General features: G+C 68.1%; 20 protein-coding genes. 5 read left to right on the top strand and 15 right to left on the bottom strand.

Annotation, left to right across the window (positions count from 1 at the left end; genetic code table 11):
• Positions 1-32: 32 nt before the first annotated feature.
• From CH42_RS13245 to CH42_RS13235, 3 genes are all read right to left on the bottom strand, one after another.
• Entirely contained in the window at positions 33-869 is an 837-nt protein-coding gene (locus tag CH42_RS13245; RefSeq protein ID WP_053353682.1) for an anti-sigma factor, read from the bottom strand.
• Positions 866-1,465: an ECF RNA polymerase sigma factor SigK gene (gene sigK, locus CH42_RS13240; protein WP_239684061.1), complete on the bottom strand. Its 600-nt coding sequence runs from the start codon at positions 1,463-1,465 to the stop codon at positions 866-868. Before sigK ends, CH42_RS13245 begins: the two co-directional genes overlap by 4 nt.
• A 77-nt stretch (positions 1,466-1,542) precedes the next feature.
• Positions 1,543-3,258 (bottom strand): cytochrome c biogenesis protein DipZ, encoded by a 1,716-nt coding sequence (locus tag CH42_RS13235; RefSeq protein WP_053353681.1) that lies wholly within the window; start codon positions 3,256-3,258, stop codon positions 1,543-1,545.
• Positions 3,259-3,471: 213 nt separating this feature from the next.
• Here CH42_RS13235 and CH42_RS13230 point away from each other — a divergent pair, with 213 nt between their 5' ends.
• Positions 3,472-7,674 carry a family 78 glycoside hydrolase catalytic domain gene (locus CH42_RS13230; protein ID WP_053353680.1) on the top strand — a complete coding sequence of 1,401 codons (4,203 nt, stop codon included), beginning with the start codon at positions 3,472-3,474 and terminating at the stop codon, positions 7,672-7,674.
• A gap of 65 nt (positions 7,675-7,739) precedes the next feature.
• Here the strand turns inward: CH42_RS13230 and CH42_RS13225 are convergent, their stop codons facing one another.
• On the bottom strand, positions 7,740-7,955 hold the full coding sequence (locus CH42_RS13225; protein WP_156322565.1) for a hypothetical protein: 216 nt from the start codon (positions 7,953-7,955) through the stop codon (positions 7,740-7,742).
• A gap of 94 nt (positions 7,956-8,049) precedes the next feature.
• The gene (locus CH42_RS13220; RefSeq protein WP_204374552.1) at positions 8,050-9,183 is read right to left on the bottom strand and encodes a calcium:proton antiporter; all 1,134 of its coding nucleotides are present in this window, start codon (positions 9,181-9,183) and stop codon (positions 8,050-8,052) included.
• A gap of 265 nt (positions 9,184-9,448) precedes the next feature.
• On the opposite strand from CH42_RS13220, the gene CH42_RS13215 reads away from it, so the two are divergent.
• A complete protein-coding gene (locus CH42_RS13215; RefSeq protein ID WP_053353677.1) occupies positions 9,449-10,123 on the top strand; it encodes a fasciclin domain-containing protein in 675 nt (224 codons plus the stop codon).
• Positions 10,124-10,320: 197 nt separating this feature from the next.
• Here CH42_RS13215 and CH42_RS13210 read toward each other — a convergent pair whose 3' ends face one another.
• Positions 10,321-11,331 (bottom strand): NADP-dependent oxidoreductase, encoded by a 1,011-nt coding sequence (locus CH42_RS13210; RefSeq protein WP_053353676.1) that lies wholly within the window; start codon positions 11,329-11,331, stop codon positions 10,321-10,323.
• Between the two features lie 115 nt (positions 11,332-11,446).
• Here CH42_RS13210 and CH42_RS13205 point away from each other — a divergent pair, with 115 nt between their 5' ends.
• Positions 11,447-12,028: a TetR/AcrR family transcriptional regulator gene (locus CH42_RS13205; protein WP_053353675.1), complete on the top strand. Its 582-nt coding sequence runs from the start codon at positions 11,447-11,449 to the stop codon at positions 12,026-12,028.
• A 115-nt stretch (positions 12,029-12,143) separates the two neighbouring features.
• Here the strand turns inward: CH42_RS13205 and CH42_RS13200 are convergent, their stop codons facing one another.
• The 5 genes from CH42_RS13200 to CH42_RS13180 are packed head-to-tail and all read right to left on the bottom strand — an operon-like array spanning position 12,144 to position 18,621.
• A complete protein-coding gene (locus CH42_RS13200) occupies positions 12,144-13,616 on the bottom strand; it encodes an ABC transporter ATP-binding protein (protein ID WP_053353674.1) in 1,473 nt (490 codons plus the stop codon).
• A complete protein-coding gene (locus CH42_RS13195; protein ID WP_239684060.1) occupies positions 13,613-14,383 on the bottom strand; it encodes an energy-coupling factor transporter transmembrane component T in 771 nt (256 codons plus the stop codon). The genes CH42_RS13200 and CH42_RS13195 overlap by 4 nt, the downstream gene beginning before the upstream one ends.
• Positions 14,376-15,068, bottom strand: coding sequence for an MptD family putative ECF transporter S component (locus CH42_RS13190; RefSeq protein ID WP_082309446.1), 693 nt, complete (start codon positions 15,066-15,068; stop codon positions 14,376-14,378). The genes CH42_RS13195 and CH42_RS13190 overlap by 8 nt, the downstream gene beginning before the upstream one ends.
• Positions 15,065-16,843 carry an ABC transporter ATP-binding protein gene (locus tag CH42_RS13185; RefSeq protein ID WP_053353673.1) on the bottom strand — a complete coding sequence of 593 codons (1,779 nt, stop codon included), beginning with the start codon at positions 16,841-16,843 and terminating at the stop codon, positions 15,065-15,067. The genes CH42_RS13190 and CH42_RS13185 overlap by 4 nt, the downstream gene beginning before the upstream one ends.
• Entirely contained in the window at positions 16,840-18,621 is a 1,782-nt protein-coding gene (locus tag CH42_RS13180; RefSeq protein WP_053353672.1) for an ABC transporter ATP-binding protein, read from the bottom strand. Before CH42_RS13180 ends, CH42_RS13185 begins: the two co-directional genes overlap by 4 nt.
• A 178-nt stretch (positions 18,622-18,799) precedes the next feature.
• On the opposite strand from CH42_RS13180, the gene CH42_RS13175 reads away from it, so the two are divergent.
• Positions 18,800-19,582 (top strand): TetR/AcrR family transcriptional regulator, encoded by a 783-nt coding sequence (locus tag CH42_RS13175; protein WP_075205394.1) that lies wholly within the window; start codon positions 18,800-18,802, stop codon positions 19,580-19,582.
• Entirely contained in the window at positions 19,579-20,868 is a 1,290-nt protein-coding gene (locus CH42_RS13170; RefSeq protein WP_053353671.1) for an MFS transporter, read from the top strand. Before CH42_RS13175 ends, CH42_RS13170 begins: the two co-directional genes overlap by 4 nt.
• A 62-nt stretch (positions 20,869-20,930) precedes the next feature.
• Here CH42_RS13170 and CH42_RS13165 read toward each other — a convergent pair whose 3' ends face one another.
• From CH42_RS13165 to CH42_RS13150, 4 genes are all read right to left on the bottom strand, one after another.
• Positions 20,931-22,172, bottom strand: a complete 1,242-nt coding sequence (locus tag CH42_RS13165) for an MFS transporter (RefSeq protein ID WP_053353670.1) — start codon at positions 22,170-22,172, stop codon at positions 20,931-20,933.
• A complete protein-coding gene (locus tag CH42_RS13160; RefSeq protein ID WP_053353669.1) occupies positions 22,169-22,567 on the bottom strand; it encodes an ArsR/SmtB family transcription factor in 399 nt (132 codons plus the stop codon). The genes CH42_RS13165 and CH42_RS13160 overlap by 4 nt, the downstream gene beginning before the upstream one ends.
• A 149-nt stretch (positions 22,568-22,716) precedes the next feature.
• Positions 22,717-23,664, bottom strand: coding sequence for a proline iminopeptidase-family hydrolase (locus tag CH42_RS13155; RefSeq protein ID WP_239684059.1), 948 nt, complete (start codon positions 23,662-23,664; stop codon positions 22,717-22,719).
• Positions 23,665-23,980: 316 nt separating this feature from the next.
• Positions 23,981-25,354, bottom strand: a complete 1,374-nt coding sequence (locus tag CH42_RS13150; RefSeq protein ID WP_053353668.1) for an MFS transporter — start codon at positions 25,352-25,354, stop codon at positions 23,981-23,983.
• Positions 25,355-25,364 lie beyond the last annotated feature (10 nt).

Here is a 25,364-nt window from a genome sequence, read left to right as displayed (position 1 = left end):
CGAATGACGTGTGGCGTGTGAGCCTGACAGGGTCAGGCCGAGGCGATCACCGCGATCGGGTCGGTGGTCGGCAGGCCCGAGCGCGATCCACCACGATCTTCGACGGTGACCGCGAGCGCATCGCCGGGCTCGAAGCCCTGTGCCAGCACCGCTGCGCCACCTGCGTTGTTCGCGCGCATCACCCCGAGCGAAATGGGCTCGTCACCGCGCACGATCCAGAGCTCGTAGTCGCGGTCGGCCGGCGCCGCGCGCATGCCCTCAGCAACGAACACGGCCTGCTGCGACGAATTCGACCAGTGCAGCGTCGCCTGACCGCCATCGGCAAGCGCAACGGTTTCGGTGCGCGCGTCGTTCGAGGATTCCACCTGCTGCAGCGCGATCGACACCGGATCTTTCGGAGCGAGCATGCCCGTAACCGGAAGCGCGAGGGCGATCGCCAACAGCACCGCAACCGAAGCAGCCAGCCCAAACCAGCCCGCGCGCCGACGCGAGCGGGTGAACGACTCTTCGGCGTCATCCTGATCGTCATCTGCTCCGAGCAATTCGGGGGGCAGGGTGGGCTCGGGTGCGCGAACCGGCTCGTCAACGACCGGCGCGAGATCAGCCACACCCAGCGCGGACGGGGGCTCGGGAGCTTCGAACTGCGGAGTGCGTGCGATGAGATCGAGCATCGCAGTGCGCGCGCCTGCCGGCGGTGCGACCTCTGCGATCGACGCGCTGAGACGGGCGACCGTCTCTCGATCTTCATCTGCGACGGGCAGCCACTCGGGGTGCGCTGCCAACGCCTCCGAGAACGTCTGCTCCTCTTCCGGGGAGAGCACGTGCAGGGCGCGAGCAGCGGAGAGCTCGCGGAACAGTTGCTCATTCATCGCGTCGCCTCCAATTCTTTCCTGAGTCGGGTGAGCCCGTCTCGAATTCTTGTTTTGATGGTGCCGAGCGGGGCTCCGAGGAGCACCGAGATTTCGCTCTGGCTGTACCCGCCGAAGTAGGCGAGTACGATGGCGCGGCGCTGAGGTTCAGGGAGCTCGTTCAGCCCCTGCACGGCACGGGCGCCGTCGATCATCAGCTCCACCTCGTCATCGACCCCGGCCTGAGGTTCGGCCAGATCGCGCACCCCGACCGTGAGATCGCGCCGACGCGAAGCCTGCGAGGCCCGCACCCGATCCACGGCCCGACGGTGCGCGATCGTGAGCAGCCACGTGCGCGCCCGGCCACGATCCGGATCAAACGAGGTTGCCGACTGCCAGGCCTCCAAGAAGACCTCCTGCAGCACTTCCTCGCTCTGCGACCGATCGACGAGCACTCGCAAGATGAGGCCGAACACTCGCGCAGAGAGCAGATCGTACAACTCGGCGAATGCGCGCTGGTCGCCCTGGGCCGCGCGCGCAAGCGCCACGTCAGCCGGGTCGGCAGTCGAGCCGTCGTCCGCTATTTCGATTCCATCGATGACCATCGTGTCCAGCATGCCCCATTCACCTCCATTCTGCGTCCGTTTGCTGCGTGCGAGTCGCATGATCCTGCCGATCTTCCGGGTTGTTTCGGTTACCCGAAGGTGAACGAGTAGACCTGCACGCCCTTCGGCACCTGCACCTCGAGGGTGCCGGAGTCGGGGTCGTCGGCCTCGACGAGTCGGTACGAGCGCGGGGTGCCGTCAATGTCGACCGAGCGGGTGCCTCCGCCCTTCACCTTGACGTCGATGGTGCCGCTGCCCGCGATGACCGCGCGCACCTCCTGGCCGCGGTACTCGAGACGGATCTTGCCGGAGTCCGTGGTGGGTTCGGCGTACTGGGTTTCGATCGTCCACTTGCCGTCGAGCGCGAAGGTGTCTTCCTTCTGCTGCTTCGGGAAGGTGAAGTCGCCATCACCCGCGCGGTATTCGTCACCCGCGAAGTTGCGATCCTTCGACGAGCCGAGGAAGGTTTCGGGAGTGGTGCTGCCGATCTCAGGCGTCACATCCTCGACATCGGTCTCGCCAGGGAGCTGCGCGTCGGGATTCGCGTCCTTCAGCAGCTCACGGATGAGCTTCTCCGTGGTCTCGTAGTTGCCCTCACCGAACGAGATGTGTCGCACCGTGCCCTCGGCATCGATGAGGTAGTGCGCGGGCCAATAGCGGTTGCGGTAGTTGGTCCAGGTCGACAGGTTGTTGTCGATCGCCACCGGGTACGTAATGCCGAAGTCTTTGGCCCCTGCCTCGACGTTGCTGCGATCCTTCTCGAACGCGTACTCGGGAGAGTGCACGCCGATCACCTGCAGCCCCGCGTCGGCATATGCCTTGTCCCAGGCGACCACGTGAGGGATCGAGCGCTGGCAGTTGATGCAGGAGTACGCCCAGAAGTCGATCAGCACGACCTTGCCCTTGAGGCTCTTCAGGTCGATGCCTTCACCATTGGGAGTATTGAGCCAACCGTCGATGCCCTTGATCGAAGGGGCGGTGCCGCACGACTCGAGCTCGGTCGCGTCGTTCGTGCACTTGTCGAGGTCGCGGTTCTCGTCGGTGACGAGTCCGCCGAGGTTCAAGGCGCTCTTGCCCGCGTCGCTCTCGGCCAGATCTTTCTGGAACCCGGCCGTGTAATCGGGGAGCAGTCGCTGCAGCGCCTGGGGCACATTGAACGCGAGGCCCACTGCGAGCGCGATCAGCGCGACACCACCGACGATGCGGATGGTGCGCTCGCGCTTACGGAAGCCGCGGATGCGCTGCGCGACGCTGCGGCCGGCGAGTGCGAAAACCAGCAGGGGCACCGCGACGCCGATGGCGAACGACACCGTGAGCAGCACGGTCTCGGGGCCGATCTGGCCGGTGGCGCCGGCCACGATGATGGCGGCGAGCACCGGGCCCGCGCACGGCACAAAGACCGTGCCCAGCGCGAGACCCATGCCGAAACCGTTGCCGCCCTCGCCGACCTTGCGGCGCGGCAGACGCTGGAAGGGCTTTTCGAGAATCTGTTCGAAACCCGGGAAGAGCATGCCGACACCGATGATCAGCAGCACGGCAACACCCGCCCAGCGGATGGCGCTCTGCGGAATGTTCAGCAGACCGAGCAATACCGAGCCGAGCAGCGTCACCACAGAGAAGCTCAACACGAGCCCCGCGATGATCCAGAAGGGTCTGCTGCGCTTCGCCTGAATCACTTCGGGAAGTTTGCCTGCGACCGTGGGCTGCGTGCCCGCGGTCAGGAAGATGACCGGCAGCACCGGAAGAATGCACGGCGAGATACCCGTGATGAGTCCGCCGAGCAGACCGATGAGCACAATATCCATGAGAAGCCCTCCTGTTGCAGAGGTCTTCGGAGCGGAGCCCGGTTCGGATGGGAGCGGAGCGGGGCGGTTGCGCATTTCCGCACCGGTCATCATCCCCACGCCGATAACGCGAATGCGTCTGAACGATGACGAGAGCATTGCGAACCGGTTGAATCGTTTCATATACTCGTGGGCAGTGTCGGCAGCCGACACGCGACCCCACGGGAAGAGACAATGAAGCCTCTGCATACCTCTCGGCGTATCGCCGCACTCATCGGCATGGCACTCGTCGCCGTGCTGGCCGTTTCGGGCTTCGGCGCGGTCGCCGTGGCGCCGGCCCAAGCGGCTGAAGCCGCCCCCAGCGGCCTACGCATTAACGGGCTCGACCGTCCGGCCGATCTTGATGATCTCGAATCACCGGCGCTGTCGTGGTACGTGCCGAGCGCCGAGCAGAGCGCCTACCGCGTGCTCGTCAGCACCTCCGAGCAGGCAGCCGAGGCCGGCGACGGCGACGTGTGGGATTCGGAGCGTGTCGAGAGTAGTGAGCAGAGCGGCGTTCCGTACGCCGGCCCCGCGCTTGCAGCCGGCAAGCGCTACTTCTGGACGGTACAGACGTTCGATGGCCTCGGCATCGCCTCCGCACGGTCGGAAGTCACCTGGTTCGGAACCGCACCAGGGGCGGCGTGGGAAGGCTCGCAAGCGATCTGGACCTCGAATCAACTTCCGGGCTCAGATGATGAGTCGACCCCGAACCCGTGGACCGATTACACCCTCACCGCTGACGTGACGGTGACACAGACCGCTCTTGGGGTGTACTTCCGCGCAACCGGCACCGGCGAAAGCTACATGTGGCAGTTCCGTGCCGATACCAACGAACTGCGTCCGCACATCTGGACCGGCGGAGCGTTTACGCAGCTCGACCCGATCGCTCTGCCCGCGGATGCGGTGCGCACGGGCGTCCCGTTCGCCCTCGCAATCTCAACGTCGGGATCCGCGATCACCACGTCGATCAACGGCACCGAGGTCGACCGCCGCGAACTCTCCGACCACGCCACCGGCACGATCGGGTTCCGCACCGGCCGGTCCGAAAGCGGCTCAGTGACCCACCTCTCGGTCGTCGGCGCCGACGGCACCGCGCTCTTCTCGGATCCACTCACCGGGGCTAACCCGTTCCGCTGCGGCACCGTTGCCGCCGGCGTACTCCAGGTCGGCAATTCGACCGATTGCGCACTCCCCGCCGACCCCTGGGCCGATTACGCGCTCGACGCGAACATCACCATCGACCGCACGGCGCTCGGCGTGTACTTCCGCGCGGCGAGTGACCAGAACGCCTACATGTGGCAATTCCGCGCCGACACGAACACGCTCGTGCCGCACACCCGCATCAACGGAACATTCACTGCGCTGCCGTCCGTGACTCTTCCGTCCGGCACGCTGCAGACCGGCAAGCAGACGGCCATTCGCATCTCGGCGACTGGAAATACGGTGACGACCGCAATCGGCGGCGTGCAGGTCGACACGCGCACCCTCTCAAACTTCGCCGCCGGTACTGTCGGATTCCGCACCGGCAATTCCGAGAGCGGGTGGGTGCACGACATGACGATCACCCGCGCTGGCGGCGGCGTTGTATTGGCCAACGATTTCTCTGCAACGCATCCATTCCCCTGCGGCACACTGAACAACGGTGCCTATATCGTGGGCACCGCCCAATCCTGCGTCATCGCGACCGACGCCAGCGTCTCGACGGACTGGGCGTTCCTCCGCACCGAGATCTCGCTCCCGGCGAAAGAGATCGCTTCGGCGACGCTCTTCGCCACCGCGGGTGACTTCCGCGCGCACCTGCAGTACGCCTACAAGGCCTACGTGAACGGCGCATTCGTCGGGCTCGGCCCCACCAATCGCATCCACTCCGAGAACCGCTACGACGGGTTCGACGTCACCTCACTGGTCACCGCGGGCGAGGCGAACGCGGTGTCGGCGCTCGCCTACACGAGCGGGTCGAGCCGCCAACGCTTCATTGCGCAGTTGCGGGTGGAGTACACCGACGGCTCCACCGATGTCTTCGGCTCAGACGACTCGTGGAAGGCGATGCCCGGTGCACTCGCCTTCCCGGCAGCCGGCAGCATCGGCACCGGGTACTTCTCGGCTCCGAAAGAGAACTTGGACGCGCGCGCCTACCCCCACGGTTTCACCGAGGTCGGGTTCGACGACTCGAGCTGGGCGACGGCGGTACCCACGGCGGCCTTCGCTGACCTGCAGGCCACGCCGATGGCGAAGGTGGTGGAACAGACTCCCGCACCAGTGTCGATCGTCGATAAGGGGAACGGCAACTACTTCGTCGACTTCGGCCGCACCTGGGTCGGCGGCGTGCGCTACGACATCGCGAACGGTGTGTCGGGCGCGAAGGTCGACATCAGATTCGGCGAGGTGCCCTCGGCGGAAAACTCCGTCAAGTACCAGCTCAATACCGGCAACGTCTACCAAGACGTCGCCACCCTCACTGATGGGCAGCAGACCCTGGAAACGTGGGGCATGCGCGTGTTCCGGTACGTCGAGATCGTCGGGGCGCCGGAACCTGTCACTCTTGAGAACCTCTCGGCGCTCGCGCTGGTGTACCCGTTCGACGCCGAGGATTCGACCTTCGTGTCGTCGGATACGAACCTCAACCAGGTGTACAAGCTCTCGAAGAACACCATCGAGTCGCTAAATGTGAACTTCTACACCGACTCGTGGACCCGTGAACGCACCAACTACGAGGCGGACGCGTATCTGCAGCTGATGTCGACGCTCTACTTGATGGACGATCTCTCACTCGGTCGTTACTCGATGAACTATTTCGAGGCAAACCGCACGTGGCCCACGGAGTGGCCGTTCTACGTGGTGCTCGCGGTGCACGACGCCTGGCGCCAGACGGGCGACACCGAGCAGGTCGAGGCCTACTTCGACAATCTTGAAACCAAGATGCCGACGAAGTGGATCGACGACGCCACCGGGCTCGTGCGCAAGACGAGCGGCTCGAACGGCTGCTCGAGCCAAACCGACTGCGACATCGTCGATTGGCCGACGAGCCAGCGTGACGGGTACCAGTTTCGGCAGGTGAACACCGTGGTGAACGCGCTCTCGTATCGCGCGATGCGCGACATGGCCGCGATGGCCGCGGAGATCGGTCGCGACGATCGTGCAGCCGCCTACACGGCCCAGGCCGATCGTCTGCGCGACGCAATGAATGAGCGACTGTACAACGCCGAGACTGGCGCGTATGACGACGGCATGGCCGCCGACGGCACGCTGACCGGCCACTCCGCGCTGCACGCGAGCGCATTCGCCCTCGCCTTCGGCATCCCCGAGGCCGATCAGCAGTCGCGGGTCGCCGAATACGTTGCGCCAAAGGGCATGGCGTGCAGTGTCTACTGCGCTGGCTTCTCGATCACCGGCCTCTTCAACGGCGGCGCCGATAACGCCGCCGTGGCGCAGCTCACAGATACGGGTACATCAAGCTGGATGAACATGATCGCCCTCGGTGCGGGGTCAACTGCGGAGGCCTGGGATCCGTCGCAGAAGTCGAATCTGACCTACTCGCACCCGTGGGCTGCCTCTCCTGCGTTCCACGTTCCATCGGGGCTCTTCGGCATCAAGCCGATCGATGCGGGGTACGCGACGTATTCTGTACGCCCAGCGCCGGGCGGCGTCGACTTCGCTCGCATCACCGTGCCGACGGTGAAGGGCAGCATCGGCGCCGCTTTCAGCCACGCGACTGACGACGCGTCGTCGATGCGTCTGGTCGCGCAGGTGCCGGGCAACACGCGCGCCGACCTCTCGATCCAAGCCCCGGCCGGCACGACGACCGTATACCTGGACGGCGTCGCCCGCGAGGTCGAAGAATCGGGAGGGTACGTGACCGTACCTTCGGTGACCGCAGGGTGCCATCTCGTCACGCTTGATGATGGGAAGTCTGCACTCGCGGACACGAATCTCACTGCGCTGTGCACCCCGACACTGGTGAACGACGCTGAAGCCGAATCAGAGAGTGCGGCCACCGCAGACGCCGATGCCGCGGGCGCTTCGACCGACGGCAACGCGGGAGCTGGCGCAACGAGCGCTGACGGCTCGGGAGCTGGCGCGGACGGCGCGGCGACCGGTGCGGAAGCCGGTGCCACCGGAGGCTCGAACGGCACCGCCGCTGGCGGATCCGGCGCCGATGGCATCGATGCGGACGGCGCCAATGCGAATGCTGCCGACGCAGGTGCGGTGAGCGGCGCGGATGGCCCTGACTCCACCGCAACGGATACCGCCGGTGAAGCAGGCGGCGAGAATCGCGGCAATGCCTTGAGCCGCACCGGCAGCAGCACCGTATGGGGAGTCGGGGCGCTCGCACTCGTGCTCATCGTCGCCGGCCTGGGTGCACTGCATCGCACTCGGGGCGCCCGCCGCCACTAGGCGCGCGTTGAGCAAGCCAACCGGGAGCGCAAGTCGTATGCTCCCGGTTGGCCCGTTCGCTCGGTTTACGCCGCGCGCGCGATCCTGCCCATCACCCCGCCGGCCCGACGTGGAGCGTTGCCCTGATGCACCCCGCGCACCAGCTCCACGACCGCCGCACGTGTGAGCGGACGCCCCTGTCGCACCAGCTGCCAGCACCCGTCGAGCACCACGTCACGCTCTGCACGCGTGAGCGGGGTGAAGAGTTCTGGCCAGCGGGCCTCGATGTTCGTCTCTTGCATGAGCAGCACCTCTTTCTCCGGGGAGGCCCACGCTACGGGCAGCCACCGACATTGACGCACTGGTGCCCGCAGAGCTGCCCGAAGCCGAAAGCCGCTACGAGAAGACGCTGAGACCGTAGAGCACGAACACAAAGAGGTGCGCGGCCCCGTGGAGCGCAGTCACGCGCCGGGCGCTGAAGGTTGTCAGGCTGAGCAGCAGGCTGACCCCGAGCAGCAGCAGATTCACCGGGCTTTCAGCGAGCACCACTGTCTGCCCCGTGAACAGCCCGATCGCGAGCACGACTGGCAGGGTGAGCCCCACGCACGACACCAGCGCACCGTGAGCGAGGTTGGTCACCCGCTGTGCTTCGCCCAGCCATGCGGCCCTGACCGTCGTGATCGCTTCGGGCAGAAAGACGATCAGCGCGATGATGATGCCTGAGAGAGCGACCGGGGCGCCCAGGCGATCGAGGGCATCATCGAGAAATACCGCCATGTCGTGCGAGAGCAGCACGATCGGGGCGACCGTGACGAGCAAAACGAGCACGCGCGTGATGACTTCCGTGCGGTGCGCTCGCAGCACGCTCCCAATGCCCGCACGCGTTTCGACCGCACCGACCGCACCGGCAGTTGACTCAGACCCGGCGACCTCCTGGAAGTCGGCGCTCTGGGCGCCGGTCTGCCGAACCAGGAAGAAGGCGTAGAGCAGGATCGTGAGCACGAGGATCGGTACCGCCTGGCCGGGTGTGTACGCCCCGCCCTCGCCGATGACGGCGGGGAACGCGAAGGCGACTGCGATGAGCACGACCAGCAGAGAGAGGTACGACGAGACACCGGTGCGATTGACGCGCAGGGTGTGGTGTCGAAGGCCACCGACGAGCAGCGCGGCGCCGATCACGAGGGTGAGCACGATCATCGTGGCCGCCATGACCGAGTCGCGGGCGATCGTAGCGTGCTCCCCCGGGCCGAGCATCACCGCGGAGATCAGGATGACCTCGATGAGCACGATCGAGAGAGTGAGCACGAGCGTGCCGTAGGGGTCGCCGAGCCGGTGCGCAAGATGCTCGGCCTGGGTGACCACACCACCGGCGCAGACGATGATCACCGCGACAATCGCCGCGAGCACGAGGAAGAGCACCGGAGTGGGCAGATGCCCACCCAGAAGCGGTTGGGCGAGCGTCAGCGCGAGGAAGGCCGCCCAGCCAAGCACGATGCGGAAGACGACCGCGGGGGTGAGTACCGTTCGCAATGAAGACGTGTGTGGCACAGAAGAGACCAGTTCTGCAGGGCCGTCCCGGCTTGTGAAGTGATGTCGCACAGGTCGTCCAGGCGGCACGTTCAGACCTCATCATGCTATCCGACGCTGCATTTTTTGGCGAGTGGATCCGCATGATTCCGCGGAAGTCGGTGCCCGCGAAAACTTTTTCGAGCAATTTCCCATCCGCCTCGCAGACGGCTCCGAAGACGTTCACAAGCCGCGGGAATCTGCGGAACATCATCTGAGGAGGAACCCCATGTTCACCAAGAAGAAGACCCTCGGCGCCGCATTCGCACTGACGCTGGTCGGCGCCGCCATGCTCACCGGTTGCTCGATGGGCGCCAACACTGACGACTCGGCTGCTGAGGATCAGACGACCGAGACGCAGGAGACGACGCCCAGCGACGATTCGGCAATGGAGACGACCGATCCGGCAGCGAACCTCGTCGGCCCCGGTTGCGCGGCCTACGCTGAAGCAGTGCCGGATGGCGCTGGCTCGGTGCAGGGCATGTCGCAGGATCCGGTTGCGGTCGCCGCATCGAACAACCCGCTGCTCAAGACCCTCGTCTCGGCAGTGAGCGGCCAGCTCAACCCTGACGTCAACCTCGTCGACACCCTGAACGGTGACGAGTTCACCGTCTTCGCCCCGGTCGATGACGCCTTCGGCAAGATCGACGCCGCGACGATCGACACGCTGAAGACCGACAGCGATCTGCTCACCAAGATCCTGACCTACCACGTGGTCCCCGGCCAGATCGAGCCGGCTGACATCGACGGCATGCACACCACCGTTGAGGGCCAGGACCTCGAGGTCACCGGTTCGGGCGACAACCTGAAGGTCAACGACGCCAACGTCATCTGCGGTGGCGTGCAGACCGCCAACGCGACCGTCTACCTGGTCGACTCGGTGCTGATGCCCCCGGCTGAGTAATCTCACCGGCTGAAAAACCCGGCGATCTCCCCCGCATCGCAGCGGCCGATCGCCCGCACGACCAACGTGTCCGTCACTCGCACAGGGGTGGCGGGCACGTTGCTATACCGGAACACCCGCGACTTCACTCGGATGAGGGTCGCGGGTGTTTCGCTGTGCAGGGCGCGTCAGGTGCGGGATCGCACGACGCCCCCAACTCAGACGCGTACGAGCATCTTGCCCGTGTTAGCGCCGCGCATCATGTCGAGGAACGCGTCAACGGTGTGCTCGATGCCGTCGACGATGGTCTCGTCGTACGCGATCTTGCCGGCGGCGAACCATTCGCCCATGTGCTGCTGGAACGCGGGGGCGAGCTGCAGGTGCTTGCCGATCGTGAAGCCCTCGAGCTTGAGCCCGCGCGTGATCAGGTTGGCCATGTTGTCGGGGCCGGGCACCGGCGCCGAGGTGTTGTAGCCGACGATGGCGCCGCAGAGCGCCGCCCGCCCGCCGTCGTTGAAGGCGTCGAGCGCGGCTTCGAGGTGGTCGCCGCCAACGTTGTCGAAGAAGACATCGATGCCCTCGGGTGCTGCGGCGGCGAGCTGCCCGCGCACGTCGCCATCCTTGTAGTTGAACGCCGCGTCGTAGCCGTACTTCTCGGTGAGCAGCGCGACTTTCTCGGCGGATCCCGCAGACCCGATGACGCGGCCCGCCCCCAGGAGTTTCGCGATCTGACCGGCGGCCGTGCCCACGGCGCCGGCGGCGCCCGAGATGAACACCGTCTCGCCGGGCTGCAGTGCGGCGATGGCGGTGAGGCCGGCGTACGCGGTGAGCCCGGTCATGCCCATGATGTGCAGGCGCAACGACAGCGGTACCCCTTCGATCTCGGGCACCACACGGAAGGTCGTGGCGTCAGCCTGGACGAGATCTGACCAGCCGTGCTGGTGCAGCACGACGGCCCCCTCGGGCACCTCGTCAGAAGCCGAGGCGATGACGCGGCCGATCGCGCCGCCCTGAATCTGCGCGCCGAGCGCGTACGGCGCGACATAGCTGCGCACGTCGTTCATGCGGCCGCGCATGTAGGGGTCGACCGACACGAACTCGTTGCGCACGCGCACCTCACCCGGCTGCAATTCACCGAGCTCGACCTGCACCGTACGAAAGTCGTCGTGCGTCGGCCAGCCGCTCGGGCGGGCGGCGAGGTGAATCTGGGTGCTGGTGGCTGCGGTCATGGGTGTCCTCCTGGGGTATGGGCGATCCTGCGCCCCGGCGATCGACTCGTGGTCGAGCTTTCGGGAACGATCGTTCCAATATATACTGGAACGACCATTCCCGAAAGGCGCATCCATGGCACGCACAGCTTCGTTCGACCGCGACGCCGTCGTGGGTGCCGCCATGGATGTGTTCTGGAACGTCGGGTACGAGGCTGCCGCCATCCCCGACCTCGAGCAGGCGACGGGGCTGAGCCGATCCAGCATCTACAACAGCTTCGGGTCGAAACGCGGGCTCTTCGACGCCGCGGTGCAGCAGTACCTCGACACGGTCATTCGGCCGCGCCTGCAGCCGCTGCTCGCCGACCCCGCCGCCCCCGACGCCATCACCGAGTACCTCACCGGGCTCCGCGACGCCCTGGCCGACCGCGCCACGCTCGCGGCCCGCAGCGGGTGCCTGCTGATCAACTCGGCCGGCTCGCCGATCGGTGAAGACACCGCGGTCGCAGCGACCATCGCGAGCTACCGCGCCGAGTTACGGGCAGCGATTGCGCGCGGCATCGGCGCACGACTGCCCCAGCTCGCAACAGCGGCGGCGGATCGCCTGGCCGATGCCTGCACCGGCCAGGTCGTGGCAGCACTCGCCCTGGCCCGCATCGACGCGCCAAGCGCGGGGGCAGCGATCGCCACGGCACTCGCGCTCATCGACGCGGCGTAGGGACGGCGGTCGGCCTCCGGCCCAGCCCCGCACCCCTGCGAGCGGGGTCACTTCTGGAGGGTGTTGTTGGCGCCGCACTGTCCGAAAGTGACCCCGCTGCCATGGGACGAGCGACCTACAGCGGCCGCAGCGTCACCTGCTGGTCGGCGGCGAGCGCGAGCAGATCTTCGTCGTGACTGATGAGGATCACTACCGCCCCCTCCGCCGCCACGGCACGAATGTGCTCGGCGATCGACTGCAGGTGCCGGCGGTCGACGCCCGAGCTGGGCTCGTCGAACACCACCACGCGCCGCCCGGCGACACGCGCCGCCGCGATGACGAGCCGCTGCTGCTGCCCGCCCGAGAGCGAAAGCGGGTGGCGATCGGCGAGTGCGTCGAGATCGAGGGATCGCAGCAGCGCGTCGAGCTCGGCGGCGTCGGGCGGGGAGCCGTCGCGCAGCTGCGCGGCCAGTTCGAGCTCGGCGGAGACGCTTTCGGTGAAGAGTTGCCGCTGCACGTCTTGCATGACGATCGCACTCGCCCGCTGCCGGGCTCGAGCACTGAGCACCCGCCCATCGAGCGAGATGCTGCCGCTGGCCCGCTGCAGCCCGACGATGGCGCGCACGAGCGTCGACTTGCCCGAGCCGTTGATGCCGCGGAACGCGGTGACCGATCCCGCCGGAATCGCGAGCCGGTCGATGTCGAGCACGGTACGCGCGCCGAAGCGCACGCGCACGTCGTCGAGCACGAGCGCGCCCTCTGATTCGGGAGTATCCGCGCCCATCGAAGTCGTCGCGACGCTCCGACCTGACGCCTCAAGCACCGGAACCTCGGCGAAGCGCACGCGCCCCCGCAGGCCCTCCGCGGCGAGGGTCTCGTCGGAGACGGCGCGAAACTCTGTGGCGCTCCACTGCGCGTCGATGCGTCCGGATCGCATGACGACGACGCGATCCACCAGCTCTTCGAGATAGCGCAGCCGGTGCTCGGCGACAACGATCGTGACCCCGCGCTGCTTCAGCTCGGCGAGGGTTGCCGCGAGGCGCGACACCGCGTCGGTCGAGAGGTTCGCGCTGGGTTCGTCGAGCAGCAGCATCTGCGGCGCGTGCGCGGTGGCGGCGACGACGGCGACCTGCTGCTGCTGACCTCCGGAGAGTCGCTGCAGGCGTTCGCCGACGGGTACGAACCCGTCGATGCGCGCGAGGGCGCGGCCGACACGCGTGCGAATCTCGGCGGGCGGAAAGCCGAAGTTCTCCATGGCGAACGCGATCTCTTCGGGCGCGGAGTCGGTGAAGAACTGGCGGCGCGGGTGCTGCAGCACGGTGCCGGTCACGAGGCCGATCGCGTCGAGCTCGACGGCGACGGTATCGAGGCCCTGCACGGTGACCTCGCCGGTCAGCGCGCCCTCGTCGTGGAAGTGGGGCACGAGCCCGTTGAGCAGGCGCAGCGCGGTCGACTTGCCTGATCCGCTGGCGCCGCAGAGCACCACGAACTCGCCCGGGGCGATCTGCAGCGAGAGCCGGTCGAGCGAGGGGGTGTCGGCGTGCGGGTACGTCCACGTCGCCTCGGTGACCTCGGCGGCCGACGCGACTCCCGAAGCGGGCGCGCTCATCGCGCACCTCCCGGAAGGCCGACGAGCGTCGCCGCGACGAGAGCTGCGACCACCAGCACCAGCACCGCATCCGCGATGCCGAACCGCGGCGGGTGCATCGCTGTCGGCGCACGACGCGAACCGAGGCCGCGCAGGATCGCCGACGCCGACAGGTCTTCACTCGCCCGCAGACTCGCGGCGATCATCGGCACCGTGAACCGTTCAACGGCGCGCACCGGGTGGCGCACGAAACCTGCGGCCCCGGCGAGCCCGCGCAGGCGCATCGCGTCGAGCACGGCGCGCGCTTCGGCAGCGACGAGCGGGAAGAACCGCAGCATGACGGCGAGCGTGACGGCCAACGCGCGCGGCGCGTGCCAGGCGCGGAGTGCGGCAGACAGCTCGGTCGGCGAGGTGGTCGCGATCAGGTGCATGCCGATGCCAGCGATCACCGTGAAGCGCAGGAAGTACGTACCGCCGAAGGCGAAGATGGCGGTGACCCCGTTCGGCCACCACGCGGGCAACCCCCAGCCGAGCACCGCGAGCACGGCGGCGGTCACCATGAGGCTGAGTGCGCGTCGCCGCGCGCCCTCCCAGAGAGCGAGGCCGACGCCGAGCGCAAGAAACACGGGCACGAAGCGCAGGCCGGCCGGGCTCATCGCGGTGATGCTCACGGCGACGACCAGCAGGATTTTCATGCGCGGGTCGAGGCCCCGTCGCTCGCCGCGCCCGGTGGCTCGATCAAGCGACGGGTCGACCGCGACCGGCGGCGAGGTGCGCAGCTCAGGCAAGACCGGCCTTGCGGAAGTGCTTGCGCAGCACGGCACTGCCGAGCAGCCCGCCGAAGAACCCGAGCACCACGGTGGCGCCCCACATGATGAAGAGGGCCGGCAGCGACACGATCTGGTCGAACGCGGCGACGAACTCGGGGCCCATCTCGGTGAGGCCCGCCGACTGCAGGTACGCGGCACGGTCGAGAATGAGCGGGATCCACGGACCCAAGAACCAGGCCGAGAACACGGTGTAGGTGCCGATCGCGGCCCACTTCGAGCGGTACTTGCCCGCGGCGAGCACGAACTCGGCGGCGACCGAGCACAGAATCGTGAAGAGCAGGCTCTGCCACGGGTGCCCCATCATGAAGTAGATGAGCGCGTTGACCGTGCCGAAAAGCGTCACCATGCCGGCGTGCTTCACGCGCGTCAGGAACAGCATGTACGGGATGCCCCCGGCGAGCGCGCAGAGCGGCACGATGATGAGCATTACGAGCGGGCTGATCGCTCCGATCATCGTGATCGCGACGATCACGATGAAGTAGATCACGACGAAGATCGCCACGTTGAGCAGGTCGCGCGCCGAGAAGCGGGCGCCGGTGCGGCGTGCGGCGGCCGGGCGATCCGGGGCCGCCGCGGCGGGCTGCGTTTCCGCGGCAGGCTGCGCCGCAGACGCTGCAGCGGTGGATGAGATGGGTTCGGTCATGGAGTCGCTTTCTGGTGAGCGGTGATGGGGTCTGAATCTGGCGCGGGATCGCCGGCGAGCTGCCATCCCGAGGCGTCAACGCGCTCGTTCCAATAGCGCGCGTACGCCCCGCCGGCCTCGAGCAGTTCGGCGTGCGTGCCGGTCTCGCCGATGCCACCCGCGCCGTCGAGCATGACAATGCGGTCGGCGGTCATGATGGTCTGCAGACGATGCGCGACGACGACGAGGGTGCGGCCTGGACGAATCGAGTCGATAGCCTCGCCGATCGCGATCTCGTTGCCGATGTCGAGGGCCGCGGTCGCCTCATCGAGCAGCACGATCGGCGCGTCTTTGAGCAGGGCGCGCGCGATCGACACGCGCTGGCGCTCACCGCCCGACAGGTTGGTGCCGCCCTCTCCGACGCGCGCATCCCACCCGCCGGGCAACCGCTCGACGATCTCGTCGACGCGCGCTCGAGACGCGGCCGCGATCACCTCGTCGCGCGACAGGTCGGGGTTGCCGACCCAGACGTTGTTGAGAATCGTGTCATCGAACAGGTACACGTCTTGAAATACCGGGGCGACCGCGGCCTCGACGGTGGCGGTGCCGAGTTCGGGAATGGGCACGCCGCCGATCGACACGGTGCCCGATTCCGCGTCGTAGAAGCGCGCCATGAGCTTGGTGATCGTCGTCTTCCCCGACCCCGACGGCCCGATGATCGCAGTCATCTGGCCCGGTTCTGCCGTGAAGGTGAGGCCGTCGAGCACCGGCGATCCGCCATACCCGAAGGTGACGTCGTCGAACGCGAACCCCCAGTCGGCAGGAACGGCGGGCGAGGCCGGCTCGGGCAGTCGGGCCTGCAACGCGAGATCGTCGAGCTGCTGCAGCGTCGTACGCGCGACGGCGATGCCACCGCCGAGGTCGCCCGCCGTGACGATGGGCTCGTTGAAGCGCACCCCCAGCACGAGCAGCGCGAGCAGTGTGGCTACGTCGATCGTGCCGCCGATCGCGAGCGTCGCACCGACGATCAACAGCACCGTGAGTGAGAGCTGCACGAGGCCGGCGAAGGTCGCGATGCCGGCACCGCCCGAGATGAGCATGCCCCGATACGCGCGATGCTGATCTTGCAACGCCGTCTCGACCAATCGCTCAGCAATCGAATCATCGCCCGCCGTGCGCAGCGCCGGCTGCACCCGCGCGAACTCGATGACCCGGTTCGACGCGTCGGCGACGGCGTCACTGTGCACCGCATCGCTGCGACCGATGCGCGCGCTCAGCCAGCGGTACCCGATGACAAGCACGGGCACCATCACGGTCATCGCCAGTGCGAGCCGCCAGTCGAAGAAGTACATGCCGACGAGCACGGTGCCCGGGGTCAGGAACCCGGTGATCACGGGGCGAATGAACGAGTAGGGCGTGTTCGAGACGAACATCGCACCCTGCGTGGCGATGCCCGAGACCAGCCCGGTGCGGCTACCGGCGAACCAGGCGACCGGAATTTCGACGAGGCGCTGGCCCAGCGAACCCAAGAGTGAATCGAGAATCTCGGTGCTGGCGCGCATCGCGACCTGGCTCGCCGCCCAGAAGACTGCGGCGTACGCCACCGCGATGCCGGCGAGCCCGACCAGCCAGCGGCCGGCGGTATCCGTGTCGCCGCCGAAGAGTGCGCGCAGCAGCGGCACGAGCACGAGGAAGGCGACGCCCTGCAGAATCGCCGTGGCGACGATGCAGCTCAGCTCGACGACGAGGAGGCGGCGCGCTGTTGGGGAGGCGTAGCTCCAGAGGCGGCGGATCATGCGAGGGCTCCTTCGGGCAGTGAGCGGTCGTGGTTCTGCTGGTAGTCGTGCCACATGGTCGCGAACCGGCCGCCCTGGGCGACGAGCTCGGCGTGCGTGCCGCGCTCGATGACGCGGCCCTCGTCGAGCACCAAGATCTGGTCGGCGCCGACGATGGTGTGCAGTCGGTGCGCCACGACGAGCACGCTGCGCCCCGCGGCGAGCGTGCTGAGGGCGCGCTGGATCGCCGCCTCCGAGTCGGGGTCGGCGAACGCGGTGGCCTCGTCGAGCACGAGAATCGGCGCGTCGGCGAGCAGCGCCCGCGCGATGGTGACGCGCTGCGCCTCACCGCCCGAGAGGTTCGCGTCGTCGCCAACCACGGCGTCGTAGCCACGCTCGAAGCGCAGAATGCGGTCGTGGATCTGCGCGGCGCGCGCTGCGGCCTCCACCTCCGCATCCGTCGCATCGGGGCGGGTCAGTCGAATGTTGTCGCGCAGGCTCGCGCGCAGCGTCTGCACCTCCTGGAACACGAACCCGACCTCACGGTAGAGCGCGGTCATCTCGACCTGCTGCACGTCGGCGCCGCCGATGGCGACGGTGCCGGCGTCGGCGTCGTAGAAGCGAGGCACGAGCTTCGCGAGCGTCGACTTGCCCGATCCCGATGCCCCGACGAGCGCCGAGACCGTTCCCGGGGCGCACTGCGCGGCGATCTCGTGCAGCACGGGGTGTTCGGGGTCGTAGCCGAAGGTGACATCGTCAAAGTTGACGCCGTTGCCCTGCACCTGCTGCGGGGCCGCCGGCTGCGTCACGGTCGGCAGCGCAAAGAAATCGGCGAGCGACTGCTGCGCCTTCGTTGCGTTGCGCAGGAACTGGCCCGACGAGCCGAGCTTCATGAGCGGGCCGGTCAGGCTGAGCCCGAGCAGAATGCCGGGCAGCATGTCGATCGGCTGCGACACTCCGGCGCCGACGAGCCACAGCCCCACGGCGAGAATCCAGAGCAGCACGATCACCGGTGAGGTGATGACCTCGATCACGGTGAACAGCAGTCCCGTCTGGCGGGTCCATTCGCCGACGAAGCGCACGTACGCACCCGTCGCATCGCGATATCGCGCATGGCTGCGGCCGACCTGACCGAAGCGCTTCACCACGGCGATGCCGTGCACGAACTCCACCGTCGCGCCCGCAAGTGCCGACGTCGCCGCGTCGTACTGCGCGAACTTCTCGGCGCCGCCGCGCATCATGATCGGGTAGATGACGAGGGTCAGGATCAGCGGAACGAGTGCGGCGACCGCGAGCTGCCACTGCACCGTCCAGAGGTAGACGACGCAGATCACCGGCACGAGCACCGCGGTGATCACGTCTTGGATCGCGTGGGCAACGAGCTGGTGCAGGGCGACGACGTCGTTCTCGACGAGCTTGCGCACCGTGCCCGAAGATTTCTGGTCGAACCATCCGAGCGGCAGACGCCGCAGATGCCCGATGATGCGGCGCCGCAGCGAGAGCTGCAGCTCGGCATCCGCGAAGTGACTCACCAGCGCCGAGAGGAACGCGGCGATGAAGCTCGCGAAGAGCGCGATCCCGGCGATGACCACAATGAGCCACACGCGGGCCGCGTCGACGGAGTTGCCGTCGAGTGCCGGCATCAGGGTGCGGGCGAGTTCGACGATGGCGATGTAGGGCACCACGCTGCCGACGGCGCCGACGACGCTCAGCGCGATGATCGCCGCGAGGCTGCCGCGCACGGGTGCGAAGAACGAGGGTGGGTTCGCCGCGGGCGCGGCATCGGAATTCTGGCTCATCCCAGACCTTTCAGTTCTTTAATGAGAATGATTATCACATACTCAAGCGAACGGTGTTCTAATGGAGATGCGAACGCTGTTCGAATCGAGCGCATCTGCATCTCAAGTTAGGCCACCCTGAGTTTAATCAGATGTTTGCCGTTCGCGCAGGACGAGTACGAAATTTCGCAGGAGAACCATGCCACAACCCACCGCGAGTGCCGGCCCCGACGCCTTCGCGCCGGCCGCCGCGCCCGCCTTCCACGTCGGCCTCACCCCCGAGGCCGTCATCGACGCCGCTACCGAACTGACCCGCGAGTCGCACCTCTTCGTGTGGTCGATCCGCGACCTTGCGCGACGCGTCGGCGTCTCGCAATCGGTCGTCTACCACCACGTCGGCGGCAAGGATCTGCTGTGCCGCCGCGTCGTCGAGCGCGTGCTCGAGCGCGCCCCGCTGCCCAATGACGCGCTCGATTGGGAAGCCTGGTTCCGGGAGCTCCTCTACGACCTTGGGCCCCTTGCCCACGAGTTCCCCGGAGTAGCGAAGTGGGCGCTGATGCACGGGCCGACACTGCCGGTCATGCTGCCCATTCTTGAGCGCGGCATGGCTCACCTGCATCGGGCGGGCTTCGGCCCCCTCGCCCCTTCCGCCTATGCCGTACTACTCAACACCGCCACGCTCACCGTCTCGATCGCCGACGACCGCCTGCAGCACGAGGGCGACGGGCCGCGGGATCACGCGAGCATGATGCAGGAGTTCGAAACGATGCCGCAGGCCAGTCGCGCCGTGCGCGAGATGGGCCAGGAGTTCATGCGCCCATTCGCCGAGGGCGGTGCTGCCGCGGAACAGGTACGCAACGAGTACTACCGCTTTGCCGTCGACACGGCGATCGCCGGCCTCGCCGTGCGCCTCGCCGACCACCTCGCCGCGAGCCCCTCGGCCGAACTTGACGCCACCGAACCCGAAGGATCCCGCGCATGACCGCGACGCCCGCCGTCGACCCCGCCACCGGCCAGAATGCCGTCGTTGCCGACGCTGCACCCGCACCTGCACCCGCGCCGAAGCCGCAGATTCCGCTCGTGCTCGGCTCGGTGTTTCTCATCTACCTCGGCCAGATGACCCTCAACCCGATCATCGCTCCGCTTTCGCGAGAGGTCGGGCTCGCCGAGTGGCAGATCGGCGTGACCATCAGCACCGCCGCGCTCATGGTCGTGCTCACCAGCCAGTTCTGGGGCCGTCGGTCGCAGTCGTGGGGCCGCAAGCCCGTGCTCGTCGCGGCCAGCGCGATCGCCGCGTCGACCATGGCACTGTTCGCCGGCCTGGCGCAGCTCGGCATGGCCGGCATCGTCACCGGAGCCACGCTGTTCGTGCTCTTCATCGTGCTGCGCGGCATCGGATTCGGCACCGCGATGGCCGCCGTACCACCCACGGCGCAGGCCTACATCGCCGACGTCACCACCGACGAGGCCGCTCGCGTGAAGGGCATGGCGGGGGTCGGTGCCGTGCAGGGCGTCGCCATGGTTGCGGGCGCCGTGCTCGGCGGCGTGCTGGCCACGGCCGGGCTCATGGCTCCCCTCATCGCCGTGCCGCTGCTACTCACGGCCGGGCTGATCCTCGTCGCATTCCGTCTGCGCCGCGAGCCGCGCACCGCGCTGATCGACGAGCCCGTGCACGTGCGTGCCTTCGACACACGCGTCTGGCCATTTCTGCTCGCCGGCTTCGGCATGTTCACGGCACTCGGATTCATCCAGGTGATCACCGGCTTCATCGTGCAAGATCGCCTGCACCTCGACGCCCGCACCACCGGGCTGGTCACCGGCGGGGCGCTGCTCGCGGCCGGCCTCGGCATGGTCGTCGCTCAGGCCGTGATCGTGCCGCGCACCGGCTGGCAGCCGCGCACCCTGCTGCGCGTCGGGTCGCTGATCGCACTCATCGGGTTCGGCGCACTCATCGCCGACGCGGGGGCGGTGCTGCTGTTCGTCTCGATTTTGCTCATCGGGCTCGGCCTCGGCATCGCGATGCCGGGGTACACCGCCGGCCCGTCACTGCTCATGGCGCGCGACGAGCAGGGCGGCCTCGCCGGGCTCATCGGCGCGACGAACGGCCTCACCTTCGTGATCGCACCGACGCTCGGCACCGCGCTCTACGGCGTGTGGGCGCCGCTGCCGGTGATCCTCGGGGCCGGCGTCATGGCGGTGGTCGCCGTGTTCGTGCTGCTGCACCCGCGCTTCCGCGCGACCGCTGCCGCTGGCCCCGCGCGCGCTTAATCGGATCGGGGTAACTTCGGACCAGTGCTGCGCGGATTATCGGGCCGCGCACTGGTCCGAAATTACCCCAATCGCACCAGGTGCGCGCGCCCTACGCGCTGCGACCGCCACTGGCTCCGCGCGAAGAGTGCCCCGACGGCGCCCAGCACCACGAGCGCACCGCCCACCACTGGGAGCCCGAACGCCGCGCCGGCTACGCCGGCCAGCGGGTAGGTGACCAAGAAGCAGGCGTGCGAGAGCGAGAACTGCGCTGCGAACACGGCCGGGCGGTGCGCCTCGTCGCTCGCGCGGCGCAGCAAGCGCGCTGAAGGCGTCAGAATCGTGGAGGTCGCGGCTCCCAGCATCAGCCACAGCACGAGCAGCGCGATCCAGCGCCACGCGGCATCGCCGCCGACCGGCACCGCGAGCACCCCCACGACCCCGAGCAACAGCACGGGCAACGCCATGCCTCCGCCGAGCATCACGCGGCGGTCAGGCAGCGACTCGAGCAGCTTCGGCATGCCGAGCGCAATGATCATCGACCCCGCACCGTACGCCGCGAGCAGCAGCGCGACATCGGCTTGGCTGCGACCGAGCTCACCGCGTACCACGACGACCGTGTTCACGATGACCATCGCCGTCGTCGTGGCGACGACGAGGTTCAGGCCCATGAGTCCGCGCAGCTCGGCGCTCGCCCAGAACGCGCGAACACCGCGCGTCAGCCGATCGATGAACGGTGCCGGCGCAGGCGCAACGATTACCGGGAATCGCGACAGCATCACGAGCACCGCCGATACCAGGAAGCCGATCACCGTGCCGACGAACAGGTCGTGATACGCCACGACCGTGAGCAGCGCCGCAGCCAGCACGGGGCTCACCAGCGATTCGAGATCGTAGGCGAGCCGCGACAGCGAGAGCGCCCGGGTGTAGTCGCGTTCGTCGGGCAGCACCGACGGAATCACCGCCTGGAACGTCGGCGTGAAGGTCGCCGACGCCGACTGCAGCACGAAAATGAGCACGTAGATGTGCCACGCCTCAGTGACGAATGGCAACGACACCGCGACGCCGGCGCGCAGCAGATCGGAGGCGATGAGCACCGGCCGTCGCGGCAGACGCGACACCAGCGCGGTGATGACCGGCGCGACCGCCACGTAGGCGACCATCTTGATGGTCATGGCGATCCCGAGCACGATGCCGGCATCGCCGCCGGCGATCTCGAATGCGAGCAGGCCGAGTGCCACAGTGAGCAGGCCGGTGCCGAGCAGCGCGATGATCTGCGCCGCGAACAGCTTGGCGTAGGTCGCGTTGCGCAGCACCGCAATCAAGCGCGGCCGTCTTCCGTGTGCGGGATCGCCTCGCCCTGCGGCGCGTGATGGTGCGGGGGCAGTTGGCCGTTCGACACCGCGTGCTCGGCCTGCTTGATGGCTTCGGTGACGAGCGCGAGCGCGTGCTCGTCGGTGAGCCGGTAGTACACGCTGGTGCCCTCTTGCCGGGTCGTGACCATGCGCGCCATGCGCAGTCGGGCGAGGTGCTGCGAGACCCCCGACGGCTTCTTGCCGACCGCTTCGGCGAGCGCGTTGACCGGAAGCTCATCCGCGCCCCGCAAGGCGAGAATGATGCGGATGCGCGTGGGATCAGCCAGCAGCCCCAGCACCTCGGCGGCGAGGTCGACGAACTCCGAGCTGGGGTTCAAGCCACATACTTTCTTATCCGCGTTCATACGCAGATAGTAACACTCGCGGTCCCGAGGGCGCCAGGGGGCCAGAGCGCCGGCTCGTGAGTGACTGCCCAACTCGCGAGTGACCGCCGCAGATCCTCAACGGCACGGTGACTCGGCACGGGGCCGGTCACTCGGCAGCTACGTGACTCTCAGCCGAGAAATTCCCCCACCACGCGCATGAACTCCTCGCGCTCCTCCCAGTGGGGCATGTGGCTCGACGCTTCGAAGCGCACCCACCCCACCTGCGGAATCCGCTCGACGAACGGCTGCACCACGGCGTCGGTCGCCTCGTCGTGGGCGCCGTTGAGCACGAGCGTCGGCACCTCAATGCGGTCGAGCCGGTCGATCACACTCCAGTCGCGAAGCGAGCCGATCACCATGAACTCGCTCGGCCCGTTCATCGCGTGATAGACCGTCGGATCAGCGTCGAGCAGATCGAAGGTGCGCTGCACCGGCGCGGGCAGCGGCTGCACGCGGCAGACGTGGCGGGCGTAGAACACGTCTGAGGCGGCAAGGTACTCGGGCGCCGTGAAGTCGCCGATGGATTCGAAGTGCGCGATCGCGTCGCGCGCCGCTTCCGGCAGCTCGGCGCGCAGCCCGAGCGCCGCCTCGCGCCAGAGCGGCATCGATGCAGGCGAGTCGGCGATCACCAGGCGGCGCAGCCCGCGCGGCCGGCGCACCGCGTGCTCCGATCCGAGCATGCCGCCCCACGACTGCCCGAGCAGGTCGTACTGCTCGACACCGAGGTGCGCGAGCAAGGTGTCGAGCTCCTCGAGAAACAGCTCGATCGTCCAGAAGTCGCGGGGCGCTTCGGGCAGGTGGGTGGAGCGCCCGCTGCCGAGCTGGTCGTAGTAGACGACCGGGCGATCCTGCGCGAGATCATCCAGGCTCAGCAAGTAGTCGTGCGTGCACCCGGGCCCGCCGTGCACAGCGATGAGCGGCACCTCACCCGGCGCAATGCGTGCGCCAGACCCGGTGGCGCCGGCGCCCCGGGCGATGCGAAAGTAGGTGCTGCCCTCCCGCCACGCGCAGGTGCCCTCGGCGACCGTCACGTCGGTCGCGGTCGTGGTCGCGTCGGTCGGGTTCAGATCAGTCACGGTACTCCCTTGCTCGCAGACGGCCCTCGGGCTCCGATGCGCCGATGGCGGGGCCGGTGCGCGGCGCAATGTCGCGACCGGTCTGGGGTCAACGGTAGAGAAGGATCGCGCCCACCCGCGATCACTTTTGCGTGAACGCGTGCTCGCTCGTGTGCACCCCGCGCCGCGACGCTGAACAGCCCCCGCCGACCAGTCCCGGCCGCGTCCACCCGCCGAGTGACCGTCGACCTCGCGATCGACCGCCGAGATCAGCAACGTCGACGGTGACTCGGCTCCTCGGCGGTGACTCGCGGGCCATGGCGGCCGTGCACCCGCCTCACACCGCGGTGCGAAACTCCCGTTGCCGCGTCGCGAGCGCGGCAACCAGCGCGCATCCGGCAAAGATGATCAGCGCGGTAGCGAGCGACGCCGCAGACGTGCCGCCGGCGAGCAGAATGCCTGTGCCGAGCGCGACCGCGAGCGTTGCCGCCAAACGCTGGGTGAGCTGCAGAAACGATGCGGCCACCCCCGCCATGCCCTGCGGCGCTCGGGCGAGGGCGAGCACACGAATCATGGGCTCGGAGACGCCGCTGCAGATGCCGAGGCCGACCTGCACCACGACGATGAGCACGAGCAATGGTGCGGGATCCAGCACCAACGCACCGCCCGCGAGCAGCAGCATGCCCACGCTCTCCGCACCGACCCCGCCCGTCACCAGCGGCGCTCCCCACCGGGCGAACGCCCGGGCGCTGAACCGGGCGGCGACGAGGCGCGCGGCGGCTCCGGGCAGCATCAGCGCGGCAAGCAGGAGGGCCGGGGTGCCGAGGTGCTGCAGCACATAAATGGTGAGCACCGTGCTCGAGCCGAGCAGCGAACCGAACCAGAGCATCGCGACTGCATTGCCCGCGAGGAAGCCGCGCTCGCGCATGAGCGCCGGGGCGAAGAGCGGCAATCGACCGCGGCGGCCGTAGCGACGTTCCCAGAGTATGAGCGCGATGGCGAGCACGACGACGATCGCGAAGATCCCGGCGGTGAGCGCGACGGGCAGCCCGGGGTCGATCACCGGCAGCGTGATGAGTACGACGATGCCGCCGAGCAGGGCGATGCCGGGCAGATCGAGCGCGATGGGGCCGCGCGCCCGTACCGGGTCGGCGGGCAGGTGACGCCAGACGATCCAGATCGTTGCGAAAATGGCGGGCACCGGCAGCAGCAGCACAATGCGCCAGGCGGGGTCGGGCGCGGCCAGCAGCAGCACCGCCCCGGCCAGCAGCGGACCCGCCATACCCGCCGCCGCACCGGCTGCGGTGTACGCCCCGAAGGCGCGAATGCGCTCGGTGCCGTGGAAGTGATCTTGGATCAGGCCGAGCACCTGAGCGCTCACCAGCCCGGCGCCGAGCCCCTGCACGAGGCGCCCGGCGATGAGCGTAACGGCGACGGGGCCGAGGGCCGAGGTGCTCGCCCCGACGAGAATTAGCGCGAGGCCGAGCAGCAGCGGCCGACGGCGGCCGAGAACATCGCCGATGCGCCCGCCCGGCACGAGCCCGAGGCCGAACGTCAGCGAGTACACGGCGAGAAACCACTGCACGGTGGCGGCTGAGGCGCCGGATCCCGAGACGAGTGCCGGCGCGGTGTAGGCGATGACGGCGGCGTCGAGCAGCGTGGCGAACCCCGCTCCCACGCAGCTGAGCAGGGCGGCCTTGCGGTGTTCCACGGGCTCCCTT

The organism is Leucobacter musarum subsp. musarum, assembly GCF_001273845.1.
Taxonomy (GTDB): Bacteria; Actinomycetota; Actinomycetes; order Actinomycetales; family Microbacteriaceae; genus Leucobacter; species Leucobacter musarum.
This window is presented reverse-complemented; position numbering and strand designations above follow the sequence as displayed.

What these genes read in the sequence shown, in the direction of transcription:
- CH42_RS13215 (WP_053353677.1), top strand. Translation starts at nt 9,449, where the DNA reads ATGTTCACCAAGAAGAAGACCCTCGGCGCCGCATTCGCACTGACGCTG.
- CH42_RS13200 (WP_053353674.1), bottom strand. Translation starts at nt 13,616, where the DNA reads ATGAGCGCGCCCGCTTCGGGAGTCGCGTCGGCCGCCGAGGTCACCGAG.
- sigK (WP_239684061.1), bottom strand. Translation starts at nt 1,465, where the DNA reads ATGCTGGACACGATGGTCATCGATGGAATCGAAATAGCGGACGACGGC.
- CH42_RS13245 (WP_053353682.1), bottom strand. Translation starts at nt 869, where the DNA reads ATGAATGAGCAACTGTTCCGCGAGCTCTCCGCTGCTCGCGCCCTGCAC.
- CH42_RS13185 (WP_053353673.1), bottom strand. Translation starts at nt 16,843, where the DNA reads ATGATCCGCCGCCTCTGGAGCTACGCCTCCCCAACAGCGCGCCGCCTC.
- CH42_RS13210 (WP_053353676.1), bottom strand. Translation starts at nt 11,331, where the DNA reads ATGACCGCAGCCACCAGCACCCAGATTCACCTCGCCGCCCGCCCGAGC.
- CH42_RS13190 (WP_082309446.1), bottom strand. Translation starts at nt 15,068, where the DNA reads ATGACCGAACCCATCTCATCCACCGCTGCAGCGTCTGCGGCGCAGCCT.
- CH42_RS13205 (WP_053353675.1), top strand. Translation starts at nt 11,447, where the DNA reads ATGGCACGCACAGCTTCGTTCGACCGCGACGCCGTCGTGGGTGCCGCC.
- CH42_RS13170 (WP_053353671.1), top strand. Translation starts at nt 19,579, where the DNA reads ATGACCGCGACGCCCGCCGTCGACCCCGCCACCGGCCAGAATGCCGTC.
- CH42_RS13160 (WP_053353669.1), bottom strand. Translation starts at nt 22,567, where the DNA reads ATGAACGCGGATAAGAAAGTATGTGGCTTGAACCCCAGCTCGGAGTTC.
- CH42_RS13225 (WP_156322565.1), bottom strand. Translation starts at nt 7,955, where the DNA reads ATGCAAGAGACGAACATCGAGGCCCGCTGGCCAGAACTCTTCACCCCG.
- CH42_RS13180 (WP_053353672.1), bottom strand. Translation starts at nt 18,621, where the DNA reads ATGAGCCAGAATTCCGATGCCGCGCCCGCGGCGAACCCACCCTCGTTC.
- CH42_RS13230 (WP_053353680.1), top strand. Translation starts at nt 3,472, where the DNA reads ATGAAGCCTCTGCATACCTCTCGGCGTATCGCCGCACTCATCGGCATG.
- CH42_RS13235 (WP_053353681.1), bottom strand. Translation starts at nt 3,258, where the DNA reads ATGGATATTGTGCTCATCGGTCTGCTCGGCGGACTCATCACGGGTATC.
- CH42_RS13175 (WP_075205394.1), top strand. Translation starts at nt 18,800, where the DNA reads ATGCCACAACCCACCGCGAGTGCCGGCCCCGACGCCTTCGCGCCGGCC.